The sequence below is a fragment of the Streptococcus sp. F0442 genome, from assembly GCF_000314795.2.
In the GTDB taxonomy this organism is placed as follows: domain Bacteria; phylum Bacillota; class Bacilli; order Lactobacillales; family Streptococcaceae; genus Streptococcus.
This window is the reverse complement of the sequence record NZ_KB373314.1, coordinates 808,917-828,465: the sequence shown is the minus strand read 5'-3', so window position 1 is coordinate 828,465 and position 19,549 is coordinate 808,917. Positions and strand designations below refer to the sequence as shown.

Here is a 19,549-nt window from a genome sequence, read left to right as displayed (position 1 = left end):
AAGGTATGATTTTTTACGAAAACGCTTGCATAAATAATTTTTACATGCTATACTGGTTGAACACTAATTATTTTAAGGAGATAGAATAGATATGAAACAGAATTCTTCTGTGACAGGCGATAAACAAGTCGTCTATGCGATTCGTCGATTGAAAAATGGCGTTGGTTCGGTGGCGATTGCGACGAGTTTGGCTCTCTTAACAGCTTTTGCTGGTTCGGTCAGTGCGGATGAGGTAGTCAATACCCCCGCACCAGCTTCGGAAGTGGTGACAGCCCCGTCTAATGAAGCAAGTACTTCTTCATCTGATGCGAAACCAGCTGCGAACACTGAGACAAGTGAAACCCCAAAAGTAGCGGATGAAAGTGTCAAAACGTCTGAAAATGTAAGTGCACTCACTGAAGGAGTGGCAACTCAGAAGACTGAGAAGGCAGAGGAGCCAATTGCTGATCAGACTATCCGGATTCACGTGAAAAAGCTACCAGAAGAAAACAAGGAAACGCAAGGTCTCTGGACCTGGGATGATGTTGAAAAACCATCGGAAAACTGGCCGACAGGTGCCCAATCCTTTAAGGACGCTAAGACGGATGACTACGGCTATTATCTAGATGTCAAGCTCAAAAATGAGCAGGCGAAGAAGATTAGTTTCCTCATCAACAATGTTAAAGGGGAGAATATCACAGGCGACAAGTCCATTGAATTGCTCTCGCCAAAAATGAATGAAGCTTGGTTGGACGACAAATTTAAAGTCTATTCTTATCAGCCTCAAGCAGAGGGGACTGTCAGAGTGAATTACTACCGGACAGATGGCAACTATGACAAAAAATCTCTCTGGTATTGGGGTGATGTAGAGAATCCGAGCAGTGCTGCTTGGCCGGATGGGACAGATTTTACAGCGACAGGGAAATATGGTCGTTACATCGATATCCCCCTAAAGGAAGCTGCAAAAGAATTTGGTTTCTTATTATTGGACGAGAGCAAGTCTGGAGACGATGTGAAAATTCGACAAGAAGATTATAAATTTGCTGATTTGAAGAACCATAGCCAGATTTTCTTACGGGACGATGATCCGACTGTTTACACTAACCCATACTATGTCAACGATATCCGTATGACAGGTGCCCAACATGTCGGAAAAGAAAAAATTGAAGCCAGCTTCTCGACCTTGGCGGGAGCACAGAAAGAAGAATTGCTCAAGCGGACCAAGATCACGGATGCTCAGGGCAATTCAGTTACCATCTCGGACCTTCTTTTAGATGAAGCAGGGAAGAAAGTAACCTATACAGGGGATTTCTCTCAGGTTGATCAATCCTATACGGTTCAATACGACAATGACCGCTTTACAACCAAAATGAACTGGCGCCTCAAGGATGAAGCTTATAGCTATGATGGAACTCTCGGAGCTCATCTTCATGAAGCAGGGAAGAAGGTTGATCTCACCCTCTGGTCACCAAGTGCGGATAAAGTATCCGTTGTCGTCTATGATAAGAATGATTCTGAAAAACTAGTTGGCCGTGTGGCTTTAGAAAAAGGGGAGAGAGGTACTTGGAAGCAGACCCTTTCTGCTGATTCAGGGCTGGATATCCAAGATTATACGGGCTATTTCTACCAGTATGAAATTGAACGCCAAGGGAAAACCTTCACAGTCCTTGATCCTTATGCCAAATCGTTAGCAGCTTGGAATAGTGAATTGGCCAAGACAGATGATGTCCATAAGGTAGCTAAAGCAGCCTTTGTAGATCCAAGTAAATTAGGTCCGAGTGACTTAACCTATGCGTCCATTCCAAACTTCAAGAAACGGGAAGATGCCATCATCTATGAAGCCCATGTCCGCGACTTCACTTCTGATCCGGCTTTGGCGTCAGAGCTTAAGAGCCAGTTTGGGACCTTTGCTTCCTTTGTTGAAAAATTGGATTACCTCAAAGATCTTGGTGTAACGCACGTTCAACTCTTACCAGTTCTGTCTTATTACCATGTCAATGAATTAAAAAATAGCGAGCGCTTGTTAGAGTATACATCAAGCAATAGCAACTACAACTGGGGCTATGATCCACAGAACTACTTCGCCTTGTCAGGGATGTATTCAACAGATCCAAGCAATCCTCAAAAACGGATTGAAGAATTCAAGAATTTGGTCAATGAAATCCACAAACGTGGAATGGGAGTGGTACTAGACGTTGTCTATAACCACACAGCTAATGTGGACATCTTTGAGGATATCGAGCCGAATTACTATCATTTCATGGATGCGGACGGTACGCCTAGGACAAGCTTTGGTGGTGGACGCTTGGGAACAACCCACTACATGTCCAAACGGGTCTTGGTCGATTCGATCAAGTATTTAGTGGATACATATAAGGTGGATGGTTTCCGATTTGACATGATGGGAGACCATGATGCGGCCTCGATCGAAGAAGCTTATAAGGCGGCCCGTGCACTCAACCCAAATCTCATCATGTTGGGAGAAGGCTGGGTGACCTATGCAGGTGATGAAAACAGTCCTGTACAACCAGCAGACCAATCCTGGATGAAGAAAACAGATACCGTTGCCGTATTCTCGGATGATGTTCGAAACAATCTAAAATCTGGCTATCCAAATGAGGGACAACCTTCCTTTATCACCAATGGAAAACGGAAAATTGCGACTATCTTTAAGAATCTCATCGCACAACCAACCAACTTTGAGGCAGATAGTCCAGGTGATGTTATCCAATACATTGCAGCCCATGATAACTTGACCCTCTTTGATATTATCGCTCAGTCGATCAAGAAGGACCCTAGCATCCCAGCCAATAATGCAGAGATTCATCGTCGCTTGCGTCTCGGAAATCTGCTTGTCTTGACAGCTCAAGGAACACCGTTCCTTCATTCTGGTCAAGAATATGGTCGGACCAAGCAGTTCAAGGATCCAGCTTACCGCACGCCTGTTTCCGATGACAAGGTTCCAAACAAATCTCATTTGTTGGTCGATGAAAATGGAAAACCATTTGACTACCCTTACTTTATCCATGATTCCTATGACTCAAGTGATGCCATCAACCACTTTGATTGGGGAAAAGCAACCAATGAAGCCCTCTATCCAGAGAATACGCGCTCTCGCGCCTTCACCAAAGGATTGATTGCCCTTCGTAAGTCAACAGATGCCTTCCGGATGGATAATATGGATGAAGTGAAGAGTCGCGTCAAGCTCTTGACGATTCCAGGTGAGAATGGAGTCGAAGAAGAGGATCAGGTGATTGGCTACCAAATCACTGCAAGCAATGGGGAAGTATACTTGGTGTTGGTCAATGCAGATACTAAGGCGCGTGACTTTGCTCTAGGAACTGACCTAGAACGCTTTAGAAATGCGGATGTTCTAGTGGATGGGGAACGCGCAGGTATTAGCAATCTAACTGATCCAAAAGGAATCTCTTGGACAGAAAAAGGACTTCGACTGGATGCTTTGACAGCAACTGTCTTGCGTTTGTCTACTAAGGAAGAAGCTGAAAATCCAGCACTTTCGGATCGACCTGAATACCATACACCGGCAACTCCATCTCCAGACAAAGTCCTTCCTTCACAAACTGCTAAACCGACGCCACAACTCCTTGCTCAAAAGAAAGGGGAGACAGAGGTTCAAGTTTTAGCTCCTCATCCTGACTCCGGGTCAGTTGAACATGGAGAAGAAACAAGTCCTTCTCGCTCGCTTCCTGCAACAGGAGAAACCAGTTCCAACCTTACTAGCCTGGCTGGGCTTCTTCTCTTAGGCAGTCTCGGATTTGGAATGAAAAAGAAGGGGAGAAAAGAAGATTAAAATCTTCTATATTGGGCCTTAAAAATACTTTTTAAAACCTACAGTAAATCAGCCCATTTGGGCTGATTTTTATGTTACAATTAGGATGTAAAAAATATTTGTGGAGGCAGTATGTCTACAACTCTAAAAGGGACTCTGATTACTTTAATAGCGGGAATTGCTTGGGGACTATCCGGAGTTAGCGGGCAATATTTAATGGTTCATGGATTTTCGGCTATTGGGTTAACAAATCTTCGTTTGCTGTTTTCTGGTATTATCCTCATTATTCTTTCCTACGTTGCAGACAAGGAGAAGTTTTTGGCCTTTGTCAAAGATAAATCTTCCTACCTTCCCCTCCTTGTTTTTGCCTTTTTAGGATTGTTATTGACTCAGCTGACCTATTTAGAGGCGATTGCTGAATCCAATGCTGGGACAGCTACGGTGTTACAGTATCTCTGTCCAGTGGGAATTTTAGCCTATACCTGTGTCAAGGATAGGGTGGCCCCTACACTAGCGGAAGTAGTTTCGATGCTTTTAGCGATTGGAGGCACATTCTTAATTGCAACACATGGTCAGCTCAACCACCTGGCCATCAATCCCAAAGGTTTAGCTTGGGGAGTGGTGTCTGCCTTTGCCTATGCCCTTTATATCATTCTACCTCTGAACTTGATTCAAAAATGGGGAAGTATGCTGGTGATTGGAGTTGGGATGGCGATTCCAGGAATCCTAATGCTCCCTTTTAGTGGCCTTCTCTCTTCTTCTGGAAACTACAGACTCGATACCTGGATGGCCCTTTTTGGCTTGGTGGTTATTGGGACGATTTTTGCCTATACAGCTTTTTTGAAAGGCACCTCTTTGGTCGGAGCCGTTAAAGGAAGTTTGCTGGCTTCCTTTGAGCCTATTTCGGCAGTATTCTTTGCCTTTGTCATTATGAAGGAGCATTTTTTTATGGTTGATGTGATTGGAATGGCCATGATTCTTCTAGCTGTTCTCTTGATCTCCCTCAAGGATCTCTTGATTCAAAAAGAAAAAGGAATCTTGTAAAGAAGGCCGAAAAGGATCCTTATTATAGAAATCAGAAGGTTGAGACGGAAGTCTCAGCCTTTTTCTGATCAGGGTTCCTTGTGGAGGTAGATATCACTAGATAGCGTATACATAGATGGAAAAAGATGTTAAAATAGAACAAAACTTTTTTAAGGAGATAAGGATGAAAAAGATTTTTAAATGGATCCTATTTGCTGTAGCGACTTTGACTCTAGCAGCTTGTGGCACCACTGCTCAAAAGACAAATTCGCAGCAATCAAAGACGGAAAAAGCAGCAAAAAGCTCAGCATCTGACGGTCAAGTAGAGCTGAGCCTAAAAGGAGGGCAATACATTAAACCGCCTGTCCTCAATGACTCAGAAGACGGCACTTATTTGGCCCTTCAATTAGAATTTAAGAATGTTTCCAAAGAATCTATCAACGTGTCAGATTCAGATATCACCATTTACGATGCGGAGAATAACAAGGTCAAATTGCAGTCAGGAATTTATGACCAAACGGAAGCCTTCCAATTGCTTAAGAGTGATCAGTTGGCCCAGGATAAAAAATTAACCGGCTATATCGTCTTTCCAGTCGAAAAAGGCAAAAAATACGAAGTGCAGTATGAACGAAAAACCTATAGCTCTGATAAAAAAACGAAGCCTCTAAAATTTGCGGTGGATTCTTCTCAATATGAGGACAAGGTGGAAGCTTCCACCCTTCTAGCTGATGAATACATCAATCAAGTTTACTTTAGTGGCCAACGAAAGGTCAAAAAGGATGATGCTTTTGTTTTGGGAACTGATTTGAAAAAGGAAGCCAGTGATTTCCGTGCAAAATTTGCAGCTGATTTTACCCGTCAATTGCATGATTACCAATTCCCAGAAGAAGAAGTGACCCAGTTTATCGATGCTTATGAAAAGGAAAATGCAAAGCGCGCTAAATTAACCTATAAGGTTAAACAATATCTCCCGGACAAGGTGGTCATTAGTCTAAATCCTGAGACTGTCAGCATGGAAAAGACGATCTTAAACCACATGCAGACCTTCTATCAAGAACATCGGAAAGATTATTCGAGTATCATTGAGGCCAATCAGGCTCAAAACAAAGCCTATAGAGAGGAAATGATGGCTTCTCTTGCAGATCGTCCCTTGACGACGCCGGATCGGTACGACTACCAGTTGACCTTTGTTAAGAAAGATGGCAAATGGGAAGTGGAAAAAGCCTATAATAGTGATAGCTTTATGGAAAAATTCGAGGGAAATCTTTCTTAATGCGGAAGTTGGCACTCCTAGAACGTGAATCTAGGAGTGTTTTTATCTATAGTTTGAAACTATATCAAAACCCAAGAAACAGGAATTAGACGGAAACACCTATTAGTGATAGAATAATTTTAAGTTTGAAAGGAGATGAAGGCTTGTGTCTTTTTCTTATGAAGAGTTAGCAGAGATTCGCCACTATATCCACCAACACCCTGAATTGTCTGGTCAAGAATACCAGACAACCGCCTTTCTAAGGGAACGTTTGGAAGAGTTGGGGATTCGTATTTTAGAGAGTGGGTTAAAAACTGGTCTGATTGCAGAAATTGGGTCCGGCCAACCAGTGGTGGCGCTACGTGCAGATATCGACGCCCTTCCGATTTTGGAACAAACGAATCTTCCCTACCAAAGTCAACATCCGGGTGTCATGCATGCTTGTGGTCACGATTTTCATCAAACCAGTCTTCTAGGAGCAGCAGCTCTTCTCAAGGAAAAGGAAGACCAGCTGGAAGGAACAATACGCTTGATCTTTCAACCGGCAGAAGAAATTTCAGAAGGTGCTTCTGATGTTCTAGCAACAGGACTGTTGGAGGATGTTCAAGGAATTATTGGTTTTCATAATATGCCTCAGCTAAAAGCAGGACAACTTGCTTTGAATGCTGGAGCTATGATGGCAGGGGTAGAGAAATTTAAGGTCACTGTAACAGGGGTTAGTAGCCATGCTGCGAGACCGGATTTGGGAGTTGATACGGTAACAGCCGTCACAACCATGGTTCAGAATGTACAATTATTAATTTCACGGACCATTTCTCCCTTTGAAACAGCTGTTTTATCGATTACGCATCTAGATGTGGGTTCAACCTGGAATGTACTCCCAAAATCAGGCTATTTTGAAGGAACGATTCGCTCCTTTAATCCGAGTGTGCAAAGAGAGTTGAAGGAACATTTTATTTCGATCATTCGTCATATAGCAAAAAGTCTGGAAGTGGATGTGGCTTTTGAGTGGGGAGTGACCCCGCCTGTTACCTTTAATGATGAGGAATTGACCAAAGTCGTTTGGGAAGCTTCACAAGACTTGGCTGAGGTGCTTCCAGCAAATCCATCTACAGCTGGAGAAGACTTCGCCTTTTACCAAGAACGAATTCCTGGAGTCTTTGCCTTTATCGGTTCAAATGGAGATCCGGATGCGCCAGACCTCCATCATGATCACATGACCATCGATGATGCAGCCTTTCAGGTGTCGGTTCCCTATTATGTTGAAAATGCGCAAGCTTTATTGCGGTATTTCAAAGAAAAATAAGTGTGATAAAGAAAAACTATCACCTCCATAAAAAATATATATTAGGCAAGTGAATGCTTTTTTGATAAAATAAAAAAATACTTTTAAAATGGTGTTTTATGTGCCTGAAACCAAAAAGGAGATCCTATGAATCTAAAAAAAATGATTAAGTATTCTGCTTTAGGATTAGTTGCAGTCCTTGCAACCAGTGCTTTAGTAGCATGTTCATCTGGCAAATCAGCCAGTGGGAAGAAAACCATTGAAGTTGGGACGGTTGGAACAACCAAACCCTTCTCTTATGAAGAAAAAGACGGCAAGCTAACTGGTTATGAGATCGAAGTATTGCGTGAAATCTTTAAAGGTTCAGATAAATACGAAGTGAACTTTAACAAGACAGAGTGGTCTTCAGTCTTTGCTGGCTTAGATAGTGACCGTTTCCAAATCGGTGCCAACAACATCAGCTACTCAAAAGAGCGGGAAGAAAAATACCTCTATCCAAATCCATATGCTCGTAATCCACTAGTATTGGTCGTACCAAAAGATTCTTCTATTAAATCTTTGGATGATATTGGTGGCAAGAAAACAGAAGTTGTTCAAGGAACATCTACTGCTAAACAATTAGAAGATTACAATAAAAAACATTCAGATAATCCAACTGACTTGCAATACACAGATGGAACGATTCAAACCATCATGGCCAATCTAGCGGATGGTCGTACCGATTACAAGATCTTCGAACGGATTTCTGTAGATACCATCATTCGTGATCAAGGCTATGACAACTTGAAGGTTATCGAGCTTCCAAGCGACCAACAACCTTATGTTTATCCAATTATTGCAAAAGAGGATAAAGACCTTCAAAAATTTGTCAACAAACGCATCAAAGAACTCTATGACAATGGAACCCTTGAAAAATTGTCTAAAAAATACTTCGGTGGTTCTTACCTACCAGAAGCAAAAGATATTAAAGAATAATATTTATTTAAAGGAGATTTTAAAATGAAATTGAAAAAAATTCTTGGTTTAACAGCTCTTGCAGCTGTCGCAACAGTTGCTCTTGCAGCATGTGGTTCTTCAAAATCATCTAGCAAAGATGGCGAAACAACAGTTAAAGTGGGTGTCATAACTTTGAGCGACACTGAAAAAGCTCGTTGGGATGCAGTCGAAGAAAACCTCAAAGGAAAAGGCATCAAATTGGAATTCACCCAATTTACAGATTACTCACAACCAAACGTGGCTGTAAAAGATGGTAGTGTAGATATCAATGCTTTCCAACACCACAACTTCTTGGATAACTGGAATTCTAAAAATGATGATGCGCTTGTCTCTGTAGCGGATACTTACATTGCTCCAATCCGTCTCTACTCTGGTACAGAAAACGGTAAAAATAAATACACTTCTATCAAAGAAATTCCAAAAGGTGGAACCATTGCCGTACCAAATGACCCAACAAATGAAAGCCGTGCCTTGTATGTCTTGCAATCAGCAGGTTTGATTAAATTGGATACCAAAGATGGACAATTGGCAAACGTATCAAACATCAAAGAAAATCCAAAAGATTTGAAGATTTCTGAATTGGATGCTTCTCAAACGCCTTCTGCTCTTCCTTCAGTAGATGCTGCAGTCATCAACAATACCTTCGTTCGTGAAGCAGGGGTTGACTTCAAAAAAGCGATCTATGTTGAAAAGAAAGACAACAACTCAAAACAATGGTACAATTTGATTGCTGCTAAGAAAGATTGGGAAAAATCTGACAAAGCAAAAGCAATCAAAGAAATCATCGATGCCTATCACAAAGACAATGTGAAAAAAGCGATCGAAGAATCTTCAGAAGGAATGGACCAACCAGTCTTCTAAGATTCGATCTCAAGTGTATGAAGGAGGTGGAGAAGCAATTCTCTACCTCTTATCGTGTATTAGGAGGAATGCATGCCTTTTGCAACAGAAGCGGAACAAATTCGTAAATTTGAAAATGATGAGGTCGCACAACATTATTTTGAAGTGTTGCGAACCTTGATTTCAAAAAAATCCATCTTTGCTCAACAAGTAGGTCTCAAGGAAGTGGCCAACTATTTGGGGGAAATTTTTACAGCTGCAGGAGCCAAAGTCGAAGTTGATGATAGCTACACAGCCCCTTTTGTGATTGCCAAATTTTTCTCCCCAAATCCAGACGCAAAAACCATCATCTTTTATAACCACTATGATACAGTACCAGCGGATGGAGACCAACCTTGGACGGGAGATCCTTTTACCTTATCGGTTCATTACGGGACCATGTACGGTCGAGGGGTTGATGATGACAAGGGACATATCACAGCTCGTCTCACAGCTCTTCGAAAATACATTCGTGAAAGTGGCGATTTGCCAGTCAATATCACCTTTATCATCGAAGGGGCAGAGGAGTCTGCATCGACTGACTTGGATAAATACTTAGCTAAACATAAAAAACACTTGCGTGGGGCAGACCTCCTAGTTTGGGAACAAGGTACCCGAAATCATCAGGGTCAGTTGGAAATTTCTGGTGGTAGCAAAGGGATCGTCACCTTTGATATGGTGGTGAAGAGTGCAGAAGTGGATATCCATTCCAGCTATGGTGGTGTCGTAGACTCTGCTTCCTGGTATTTGTTAAATGCCATTGCAAGTCTACGTGACAAAGAAGGTCGAATCTTGGTGGATGGGATTTACGATCAGATTCAAGAACCCAATGAACGCGAGCTCGCTTTGATTGAACAATATGCCAACAAAGGCCCAGAAGATGTTGCAGAAACCTATGGTCTTACTCTCCCCGTCTTGAAGGAAGACCGGAAAGAATTCTTGCGCCGTTTCTATTTTGAACCAGCCTTGAATATTGAAGGTTTTGGTTCTGGTTACCAAGGTCAAGGTGTCAAAACGATTCTTCCAGCAGAGGCGCGTGCCAAGATGGAGGTGCGCTTGGTTCCAGGACTAGATCCCAAAGATGTCTTAGAAAAGATCAAGCAACAATTGAAGAAAAATGGCTATGATCAGGTCGAATTGGTCTACACTCTCGGTGAAATGAGTTACCGAAGTGATATGAGTGCCCCTTCGATTTTAAATGTCATTCGGCTAGCCAAAGATTTCTATAGAGAAGGGGTTTCAGTTCTTCCAACAACAGCGGGAACAGGACCAATGCATACAGTATTTGAGGCTTTGCAGGTACCTATGGCAGCCTTCGGAATTGGTAATGCCAATAGCCGTGACCATGGGGGCGATGAAAATGTGAAAATCGCCGATTATTACACCCATATTGAATTGATAAAGGAGTTAATAGCAAGTTATGAGTAAAGCAATGATTCAGCTGGACCACATTGATGTGACCTTCCAGCAAAAGAAACGTCAGATTCAAGCTGTCAAAGATGTGACCATTCAGATCAATGAAGGCGATATCTATGGGATTGTAGGTTATTCCGGAGCCGGAAAATCTACCTTGGTTCGGGTGATCAATCTCTTGCAAGTGCCTAGCACCGGAACCATCACTGTGGATGGAGATGTGATCTACCAAAATCAAGTAACTTTGAAACCAGCTGCCCTAAGAGAGAAACGTCGGGATATCGGGATGATCTTCCAACACTTCAACTTGATGGCTCAAATGACTGTCGCAGAAAATGTTACCTTCGCTCTTAAACATTCTAAATTGAACAAAGAACAAAAGAATGAGAAAGTGGCGAAATTGTTGGAACTAGTCGGTCTAGCTGACCGTGCAGGAAATTACCCAGCCCAATTGTCTGGTGGTCAAAAGCAACGGGTAGCGATTGCGCGTGCCCTTGCCAACGATCCAAAAATCTTGATCTCAGATGAGTCAACTTCAGCCCTGGATCCGAAGACGACCAAACAAATTCTAGCTTTATTGCAAGAATTGAATAAAAAACTAGGCTTAACCATTGTCTTGATCACCCATGAGATGCAAATTGTCAAAGACATTGCCAATCGCGTAGCCGTGATGCAAAATGGCGAATTGATCGAAGAAGGATCTGTTTTAGATATCTTCTCGAATCCGAAAAATGCCTTGACCCAAGACTTTATCACTGTTGCAACAGGAATCGATGAAGCCATGGTGAAAATCAACCAACAAGCGATTGTTAAGAACTTGCCAGATGATTCGATTTTAGCGCATCTCAAGTATGCAGGTTCTGTAACAGATACAGCGATCATCAATGATATTTACAAGCAGTACCAAGTATCTGCCAACATTTTATTTGGGAATATCGAGATCCTTGATAACACGCCTGTTGGAGAGTTGGTGGTCATCTTATCAGGTGAAACTCAAAATCTGGAAACGGCCAAAGCTGAGTTAGAAAATGCAGGAGTTTCCGTGACTATTGTGAAAGATGGGAGAAAAGCATGATCCAGTTAATTCAAACATATTTACCAAATGTTTATAAATTAGGGTGGTCTGGCCAATATGGATGGGGAACCGCTATTTACTTGACTCTTTATATGACCGTTATTTCCTTTCTCATCGGAGGATTTTTAGGATTGGTAACAGGACTTTTATTAGTCTTGACTCGTCCGGGGGGGGTCATCGAAAATCGAATCGTTTTCCAAATTTTGGATAAGATTACTTCATTGTTCCGTGCCATTCCCTTCATTATCTTGTTAGCCTTTATTAATCCATTGACTTACTTGCTTTTGAAAAATACGATCGGTCCAACTGCGGCCCTTGTTCCACTTTCCTTAGCAGTCTTTCCTTTCTTTGCCCGCCAAGTCCAAGTGGTCTTATCTGAATTGGATGGCGGTGTGATTGAAGCGGCTCAAGCCAGTGGGGCCACTTTCTGGGATATCGTCGGAGTTTACCTTCGTGAGGGCCTTCCAGATTTGATCCGTGTGACAACCGTGACCATCATTTCCTTGATCGGGGAAACAGCCATGGCAGGTGCCGTTGGGGCAGGAGGATTGGGAACCTTGGCCATCAACTATGGTAAAAATATGTTTAACAATGATGTCATCTTTGTGGCGACCTTATTAATTTTGATCCTCATTGTGCTGGTCCAATTTATGGGCGATTTCCTATCCAAGAAAATTAGCCACCGGTAAGGATGGGATAGGTACATGAAAATAATACAGAAACATCAGTTTAAGCAGGTAGCAGCCTTTGCAGGCTTGTATTTTCTTGCTATTGGCTTAGGCGTCCTGCTTGGAAGTCTGGTTGATCATCGAGGCAACATGTTTTATGCTCCAGCCTTCTCTGCCCTAGTGGGTGGAGGGATCTATCGAGTTTATGTTGAAAAAATTCAACGAACAGGAGCCATTCTAGTAGTCGCTCTTGTGATTGGTGCTTTTTTCCTTTTCACTCGTCATGGGGCCGGAGCTTTTCTTCCTGCTCTTGTTGGAGGCCTCTTAGCTGAATTGGTCGCAGCACGTGGCCACTATCAGTCGAAGCTGGGCAATGCGCTTTCCTTCCTCCTCTTTTCCTTTACGACGACAGGGCCTATCGTTATGATGTGGTTCCAACCAGCTAGTTACCGTGCTTCTTTACTAGCCCGTGGGAAGTCGATGGATTATATCGAACGCGTTATGGTACCGTCGAATATGGGAACGGTGAGCTGGTTTTTACTGACCCTTCTTCTTGGAGCTCTGGTAGGTTATCTTCTTGGATCTTTGGTCTATCAAAAGCTAGATAGAAAATGATATGATGGAGAAGAAATATGCACAATAATTTACTAGTCCTTCAGTCAGACTTTGGTCTGGTGGATGGGGCTGTCTCTGCTATGATTGGGGTTGCTTTAGAGGAATCGCCAACCCTCAAGATTCACCACTTGACCCATGACATTACCCCTTACAATATTTTTGAAGGAAGTTACCGCCTCTTTCAGACGGTAGACTACTGGCCGGAAGGGACAACCTTTGTTTCGGTGGTCGATCCGGGGGTCGGTTCCAAACGAAAGAGTGTGGTAGCTAAAACTTCTAAGAATCAATACATTGTGACTCCCGATAATGGGACCCTCTCTTTCATCAAAAAACATGTAGGGATTGTTGCTATCCGTGAGATTTCAGAGGTGAAGAACCGTCGGGCCAATACAGAGTTTTCTTATACCTTCCACGGGCGTGATGTCTATGCCTATACAGGAGCTAAGTTAGCCAGTGGCCATATCAGCTTTGAGGAAGTAGGTCCAGAACTCAGTGTCGAACACATTGTGGAAATTCCAGTGGTGGAGACCATCATTGAAGAGAACTTAGTTAAAGGAGCAGTCGATATTCTCGATGTGCGCTTTGGTTCTCTCTGGACGTCGATTACTCGGGAAGAATTCAATCATTTGGAACCTGAATTTGGGGAACGCTTTGAAGTGACCATCTATAACAATGACATGCTGGTTTATCAAAATCAAGTAACTTACGGCAAGTCTTTCGCCGATGTGCGGATTGGACAGCCAATCCTCTATATCAATTCCCTCTATCGTGTTGGCCTTGCCATCAACCAGGGATCCTTTGCTAAGGCCTATAATGTAGGAGTTGGGGCTTCTTGGCATATCGAAATTAGAAAAATGGAAAATTAATAGGAGATAAAATATGAAACAAAAACAAGTTTTTTCAATTAAGGATGTTGTAGCCATCGGGGTTGGAGCAGCCCTCTTTGTGGTCATTGCGATGATCCCAATTCCAGCGCCAGCTCCAAATACAAACATTCAGTTGCAATTTGCTCTTCAAGCCCTCTTTAGTGTGATCTTTGGTCCGATTGTTGGTTTCTTAATGGGCATAATCGGTCATGCTATTAAGGACGCTATGTCAGGTGGTCTTTGGTGGACTTGGATCATTTCAAGTGGTTTGTTTGGACTCTTTGTTGGTCTCTTCCGCAAACAAATCGGTGACCTCAAAGGAGAAGTGACCAAGAAAGAATTGCTCGTCTTTAACGTCGTTCAAATTGTAGCCAATCTTGTAATTTGGGGATTGATTGCTCCGGTTGGGGATGTCTTGATCTACCACGATAATCCAAATAAAGTCTTCCTACAAGGTGTTGTAGCAGGTTCTGTCAATGCTTTAGTGGTAGCTATTGCAGGTTCTCTTCTCTTGATTGCCTATGCTCGTACCCAAACAAAAGACGGAAGTTTGTCTAAAGATTAATCATAAATAAGAAGAGAAAGTCTGGGAAACCAGGCTTTTTTGTTTATCAAAAAATATTTTTTACAAAATGTAATATATATATTGCAAAATAGAAAATATAGTGTATAATGTATCTATAAAAACAAGAAAGGAAAAGCATGTGGCGAAAAATCTCAAATTAAAAATGGCTCGGGTCGAGCATGATATGACCCAGGGGGATCTTGCAGATGCCATCGGAGTGACACGCCAGACCATTGGTCTGATTGAGGCAGGGAAGTACAATCCGACCCTCAGCCTCTGCCTAGCCATTTGTAAGACCTTGGATAAGACGCTGGATCAACTGTTCTGGGAATAACAGTTTTAACATAGAAAGAGGAATCATATGAAACAAAAGAAAGAACCAATTGTAAAAGATGAACGGACCATGCTGGTTGATGGAAAAATTGCAGGGGAACTTGTTCTAGGAATGACTTGCTTTATTGCCCTATCTGTCCTTGTGAAAGCTAGTATTCTGGACTTAACCCTAGTAGCCTATATGCCCGAACTTATTCTCTTGATTGCCATGGGGGCTTATGCCCTTGTAAGAAGGATCAGTTCAGGGATTGACATTCGAGATATGTTAGAAAGAGATAGCTGGTTGAGCCGCCTTGGCTCAGGAATTTTATTTGCCATATTTGTGATCGTAACGGATGTAATTGGGAAGCGGGAAACGATGAGCTTTATGTTCAGTCCCAAGTATCTGCTCAAAATTGTCCTTGCCATTTTCGTCTTTGCCCTTTTGACTTATCTGTTAGAGAAACCACTAGGACTTATCAATCGGAAAAAACAGAAGAAGATCGAGGCAGAATTAGAGGAGGAATAGATGAGAGTACACTTGATGAACAAACAAATCATAGATGAACGAGAGGAAGGACTGGCCAATAAAGCTGGTGCGGAGACGGCTGGTTTTCTGTTTCTTGCCTTAACCGTTTTTAGTGTGGGGTCTATATTTACTTCTCAGGTCGGTCTGAGTCCAATCATGGTCGTAAGTCTACTCATTGTGTCAGGATTGTATTATTCGGTTCGATGTCAACGATTGGGTGTACGGTTTATCATCTATAGCTACTTCAATCTAACTGGTATGGTAGTAGTGACCTCTATTCTTTCCTTATTCATTTGGGCTCAGAATTATCAATTAAACCAAGCTGTCTATCACCATAATCCTTTTCATTCAAAATTCTTGCTCGTACTTCCTATTACCTTTTTACTGAATTTCCCAATTGTAGGGGGTGTGAATGCTGTTGTGATGCTGCTTGCAAAAGTAGAGAAAAAACGCTATGACGCCTATCTGGATCAGTTGGAAAAGGAAGAGTAGGAAGTTGAAATCTTGGTTTCATCGTGTAAAAGTCTGGAACCCCAGGCTTTTATTTTTCAGTCAAATAAATTGCATTCGTTTTCTGGGGAGAGTATACTGGTATAGTTGAATGAAAAATTCTGATAATTTAATCTTAGAAAAGAGAATCTTATGGCAAAACCTATTCGTGTTTTACTTTACTATAAATATGTTCCCATCGAAAATGCAGAACAATTTGCGGCTGATCACTTGGCTTTCTGTAAATCAATCGGGCTCAAGGGCCGTATCCTAGTTGCTGACGAAGGAATCAACGGAACCGTTTCTGGTGATTACGAAACGACGCAAAAATACATGGACTACGTTCACAGCCTTCCGGGTATGGAAGACCTCTGGTTCAAGATGGATGAGGAAGAAGAGCAAGCCTTCAAGAAGATGTTCGTCCGCTATAAGAAAGAGATTGTCCACCTTGGATTAGAGGATGATAACTTTGATAACGACATCAATCCTCTTGAAACAACAGGCGCTTACTTGTCACCAAAAGAATTTAAAGAAGCTCTTCTAGACGAGGATACCGTTGTCCTTGATACTCGTAACGACTACGAGTACGACCTTGGACACTTCCGTGGGGCTATTCGTCCAGATATCCGCAACTTCCGTGAGTTGCCACAATGGGTCCGTGATAACAAGGAAAAATTCATGGACAAGCGTGTGGTCGTATACTGTACGGGTGGAGTCCGTTGTGAGAAATTCTCAGGCTGGATGGTGCGTGAAGGCTACAAAGATGTCGGCCAATTGCATGGAGGAATCGCCACTTACGGAAAAGACCCAGAAGTTCAAGGAGAATTGTGGGATGGGAAAATGTACGTCTTTGACGAGCGGATCGCAGTCGATGTTAACCATGTTGATCCAAGTGTTGTCGGAAAAGATTGGTTTGATGGAACACCATGTGAACGCTATGTCAACTGTGGAAATCCTTTCTGTAACCGTCGCATCTTGACTTCAGAAGAAAACGAAGACAAGTACCTCCGTGGCTGCTCCCATGAGTGTCGTGTTCATCCACGCAATCGCTATGTAGAAGAACACAACTTGTCACAAGCAGAGGTTGCTGAGCGTTTGGCCGCTATCGGTGAGACACTTGATGGAGAGCTTGCATAAGAGAAAAAAACAGTCTGAAAGCTCAGGCTGTTTTTATATGGAAATTGATTGAAAATTATGCTATACTCTAAGTAAGCGATTTCACAAAGGAGCAAACAAATGACTATTGTGTTTTCAATCAAGAATAAAAAGAGCTTGTTTGGCTATCAGAAAGTACTCGCAGCTAATGAAGTCCTCAAATTAGTGGAAGGTTTGATCAGTTACAACTATGACCCCAGTAGCTTGCATCGTTCCTTGAATGATTTTGAAAGCCTGAACTGTATCCTATTTGGTAAGAGTGGTCTTCCCTTGCAATTACGCTATGTTGATGCGGAAAACGCTTATCAAATCCTAGTTTCACCTTTCGCCATTGAGGAAGATTGGCAGTTGGCTCTTCGATGGATGAGTCGTCTAGCTGAGCTATTGGGAACAGAGATCACATCCAGCGAAGGCGGGAACTATAGTCCAGATTCTATTTTCCATTTTGATTACGAAGTCATTATCCTAGAAACACTTGGGAATCTGACGAAGGAAAAAGATCTAGAAGAGTTTGAAGTACAAGGCTTCGCCCATCCAGTTTATTTAGATAGGGAGACCGTTCAGGAAGTCTTGAACCATGTTCACCCACTAGAAGCCTACTCTGCCTTTATCAAGAAGATTCAATACAGTGCTGCTTATTTTAGTCAAGTCCGTTTTTACCAACAGGAGGAGACAAGAGACTTCTTAGCTAGCTATAGCTTGACAGAAGAGACAGATACCGTCTTGCCACGCCGACCACATGTTCCTGCAGAATATGTAGAAATTGTGGGCTTGGCGGGTGTGAGTGATTGGCGGGTTCTTTTGGTAGCGATCGATGGAGATCCTGACAAGCAAGAAAATTACCATCCACTTGCTTCCGTTCCTTTGAAGGCACTCATAGAAGCCTTAGAGCCGAATGAATATCAGCTTCTAGATGCCAATCAAATTGAAATCAAAAAATTGTCCAAAGAACGCTTGTTGCAATTGGCCCAACTCTAATAAAAAAAGTTCTCAGTGTTGAGAACTTTTTCTTTTAGTTTGATTCATGTGGCAAGATCAAGTTAAGGATGATTCCTGTCATAGCTGAGAGGGCTGTTCCTGATAGGGTCACTGGACCAAGTTTCAGAATTGCTCCACCAAGTCCAAGAACCAACATAGCACTTGCAATAATCAAGTTACGCATCAAGCTGAAGTCAACGCGTTCTTTGATCAAGACTTTCAAACCATTACTTGCGATAACCCCGTAGAGAAGGATAGACATGCCACCGAGAACAGAGTTTGGAATGGTAGAAATGAGAGCAGTAAATTTACCAAGGAAGCTCAAGGAAATAGCGATCAAGGCTGCATTTCGGATAACGGAAACAGAAGCGATGCGAGTCATCCCAATAACGCCTGTATTTTCACCGTAAGTGGTATTGGCTGGACCACCAAGGAAGGCAGATACAGATGTTGCAATCCCGTCACCAAGAAGGGTACGATGAAGTCCCGGTTGTTTTAAGAATTGACGGCCACAGATTTGGCTAAGTACCGTATGGTCACCGATGTGTTCTGAAATCGTTACGATAGCGATTGGCAAGATGGCAATGGTTTCAGGCCCAAAATACAAGTTGTATTGTTTGAAGGCCCCACCCGTATTGAAAGGAAGATAAAAACCAGGAATCTCAAACCAGTTCGCCTTGAGGACCGGATCAAAGTTCACCAAGCCCAAGCAAACTGCGAAGACATAACCACCGATAATGGCAAAGAGGAAAGGAATGATTTTGAAGAAACCTTTTCCTTTGGTGTTGATGAAGGCAGCGATCAGGAAGGTCACGACAGCGACAAGTGCATTTTTCCAATCTCCCCCTTCGACAAAACCAGCGTTCTTAACGGCTGATCCTGCAAGCCCTAGACCAATGACGATGATCATAGGTCCAATAACAACGGCAGGAAGCAATTTGTCAATCCAGCGAGTGCCTGCTACTTTAACCCCTGCAGCGACTAGCACGTAAATCAGACCAGTCAGGATAACCCCTGTTTGGGCTGCATCGACTTTTCCGCCCATTTCCTTCATCGCCAAAGCCATGGCTGTGATGAAGGCGAAGGAAGAGCCGAGGTAGACAGGGACTTTAAAGCCGGTACAAGTCATATAGATCAGTGTCCCAACACCTGATGCGAATAGGGCAACAGATACGGGCATGCCCAAGATGAGTGGTACCAAAATGGTTGCCCCAAACATGGCGAAAACGTGTTGGAAACTTAATAAGATTCCTTTAAGGGGTGCCGGACTTTGGTCGACATCCAGGAGCAAATCAACAGTTGATTCTTCTTTCATAATAACCTCACTTTTGGGCACCAAAAAAGAGCCCATGATTTTTTTGCATAGCAAGGGCCCTCAGATTATTCATATTCTGTGTCTTTGTCACCTCACGGGATGACATTAAAAACCTTTGCTTCTAAGAAGTATAGCAGAAAAAATTCGTTTTGTAAACGAATTTTTCCCGAGCCAAGAAATAAACAAGCGAGGCAGGAGTTATCTATTTTCATCAGGAAAGAGGTCAACAGTAGACGCAGTGGTTGAGGTATCCCTCTTTATTATCTTTTGGAGGACAGCTGTTTTGTTTCCCATCACAAAAGGCGAACAAGTGGGGTTGCTTGCCCCTTTGTTAGAAGGAAAGAGGCCGGTTTTATGGTATAATA

General features: G+C 42.6%; 18 protein-coding genes. 17 read left to right on the top strand and 1 reads right to left on the bottom strand.

Annotated features, from left to right (window positions below):
- Nucleotides 1-91 precede the first annotated feature (91 nt).
- From HMPREF9186_RS04135 to HMPREF9186_RS04055, 17 genes are all read left to right on the top strand, one after another.
- The gene (locus tag HMPREF9186_RS04135; protein WP_009731560.1) at nt 92-3,790 is read left to right on the top strand and encodes a pullulanase; all 3,699 of its coding nucleotides are present in this window, start codon (nt 92-94) and stop codon (nt 3,788-3,790) included.
- A 111-nt stretch (nt 3,791-3,901) separates the two neighbouring features.
- Nucleotides 3,902-4,813 (top strand): DMT family transporter, encoded by a 912-nt coding sequence (locus HMPREF9186_RS04130; RefSeq protein WP_009731559.1) that lies wholly within the window; start codon nt 3,902-3,904, stop codon nt 4,811-4,813.
- A 163-nt stretch (nt 4,814-4,976) separates the two neighbouring features.
- Nucleotides 4,977-6,065: a DUF4352 domain-containing protein gene (locus HMPREF9186_RS04125; RefSeq protein ID WP_009731558.1), complete on the top strand. Its 1,089-nt coding sequence runs from the start codon at nt 4,977-4,979 to the stop codon at nt 6,063-6,065.
- 145 nt (nt 6,066-6,210) lie between these two features.
- Complete coding sequence (locus HMPREF9186_RS04120) at nt 6,211-7,350, top strand: amidohydrolase (RefSeq protein WP_009731557.1); 1,140 nt, start codon at nt 6,211-6,213, stop codon at nt 7,348-7,350.
- Nucleotides 7,351-7,476: 126 nt separating this feature from the next.
- Nucleotides 7,477-8,304: an amino acid ABC transporter substrate-binding protein gene (locus HMPREF9186_RS04115; protein ID WP_009731556.1), complete on the top strand. Its 828-nt coding sequence runs from the start codon at nt 7,477-7,479 to the stop codon at nt 8,302-8,304.
- 24 nt (nt 8,305-8,328) lie between these two features.
- Nucleotides 8,329-9,186 (top strand): MetQ/NlpA family ABC transporter substrate-binding protein, encoded by an 858-nt coding sequence (locus HMPREF9186_RS04110; protein WP_009731555.1) that lies wholly within the window; start codon nt 8,329-8,331, stop codon nt 9,184-9,186.
- A gap of 72 nt (nt 9,187-9,258) precedes the next feature.
- Nucleotides 9,259-10,632 carry a M20/M25/M40 family metallo-hydrolase gene (locus tag HMPREF9186_RS04105; RefSeq protein ID WP_009731554.1) on the top strand — a complete coding sequence of 458 codons (1,374 nt, stop codon included), beginning with the start codon at nt 9,259-9,261 and terminating at the stop codon, nt 10,630-10,632.
- On the top strand, nt 10,625-11,692 hold the full coding sequence (locus HMPREF9186_RS04100) for a methionine ABC transporter ATP-binding protein (protein ID WP_037613929.1): 1,068 nt from the start codon (nt 10,625-10,627) through the stop codon (nt 11,690-11,692). Before HMPREF9186_RS04105 ends, HMPREF9186_RS04100 begins: the two co-directional genes overlap by 8 nt.
- Nucleotides 11,689-12,381, top strand: coding sequence for a methionine ABC transporter permease (locus HMPREF9186_RS04095; RefSeq protein ID WP_009731552.1), 693 nt, complete (start codon nt 11,689-11,691; stop codon nt 12,379-12,381). The genes HMPREF9186_RS04100 and HMPREF9186_RS04095 overlap by 4 nt, the downstream gene beginning before the upstream one ends.
- Nucleotides 12,382-12,396: 15 nt before the next feature.
- The gene (locus tag HMPREF9186_RS04090) at nt 12,397-12,975 is read left to right on the top strand and encodes an MptD family putative ECF transporter S component (RefSeq protein ID WP_009731551.1); all 579 of its coding nucleotides are present in this window, start codon (nt 12,397-12,399) and stop codon (nt 12,973-12,975) included.
- 17 nt (nt 12,976-12,992) lie between these two features.
- Nucleotides 12,993-13,841 (top strand): SAM hydrolase/SAM-dependent halogenase family protein, encoded by an 849-nt coding sequence (locus tag HMPREF9186_RS04085; RefSeq protein WP_009731550.1) that lies wholly within the window; start codon nt 12,993-12,995, stop codon nt 13,839-13,841.
- 13 nt (nt 13,842-13,854) lie between these two features.
- Complete coding sequence (locus HMPREF9186_RS04080) at nt 13,855-14,406, top strand: ECF-type riboflavin transporter substrate-binding protein (RefSeq protein ID WP_009731549.1); 552 nt, start codon at nt 13,855-13,857, stop codon at nt 14,404-14,406.
- A gap of 139 nt (nt 14,407-14,545) precedes the next feature.
- Nucleotides 14,546-14,740: a helix-turn-helix transcriptional regulator gene (locus HMPREF9186_RS04075; RefSeq protein ID WP_003005328.1), complete on the top strand. Its 195-nt coding sequence runs from the start codon at nt 14,546-14,548 to the stop codon at nt 14,738-14,740.
- Nucleotides 14,741-14,767: 27 nt separating this feature from the next.
- Nucleotides 14,768-15,247 carry a DUF6773 family protein gene (locus tag HMPREF9186_RS04070; RefSeq protein WP_009731548.1) on the top strand — a complete coding sequence of 160 codons (480 nt, stop codon included), beginning with the start codon at nt 14,768-14,770 and terminating at the stop codon, nt 15,245-15,247.
- Nucleotides 15,248-15,739 carry a DUF6773 family protein gene (locus HMPREF9186_RS04065; protein WP_009731547.1) on the top strand — a complete coding sequence of 164 codons (492 nt, stop codon included), beginning with the start codon at nt 15,248-15,250 and terminating at the stop codon, nt 15,737-15,739.
- 150 nt (nt 15,740-15,889) lie between these two features.
- On the top strand, nt 15,890-16,873 hold the full coding sequence (gene trhO, locus HMPREF9186_RS04060) for an oxygen-dependent tRNA uridine(34) hydroxylase TrhO (protein WP_009731546.1): 984 nt from the start codon (nt 15,890-15,892) through the stop codon (nt 16,871-16,873).
- A gap of 99 nt (nt 16,874-16,972) precedes the next feature.
- Nucleotides 16,973-17,869 (top strand): DUF4299 family protein, encoded by an 897-nt coding sequence (locus HMPREF9186_RS04055; RefSeq protein WP_009731545.1) that lies wholly within the window; start codon nt 16,973-16,975, stop codon nt 17,867-17,869.
- Between the two features lie 34 nt (nt 17,870-17,903).
- Here the strand turns inward: HMPREF9186_RS04055 and HMPREF9186_RS04050 are convergent, their stop codons facing one another.
- Nucleotides 17,904-19,184 (bottom strand): uracil-xanthine permease family protein, encoded by a 1,281-nt coding sequence (locus tag HMPREF9186_RS04050; protein WP_009731544.1) that lies wholly within the window; start codon nt 19,182-19,184, stop codon nt 17,904-17,906.
- Nucleotides 19,185-19,549: the final 365 nt, after the last annotated feature.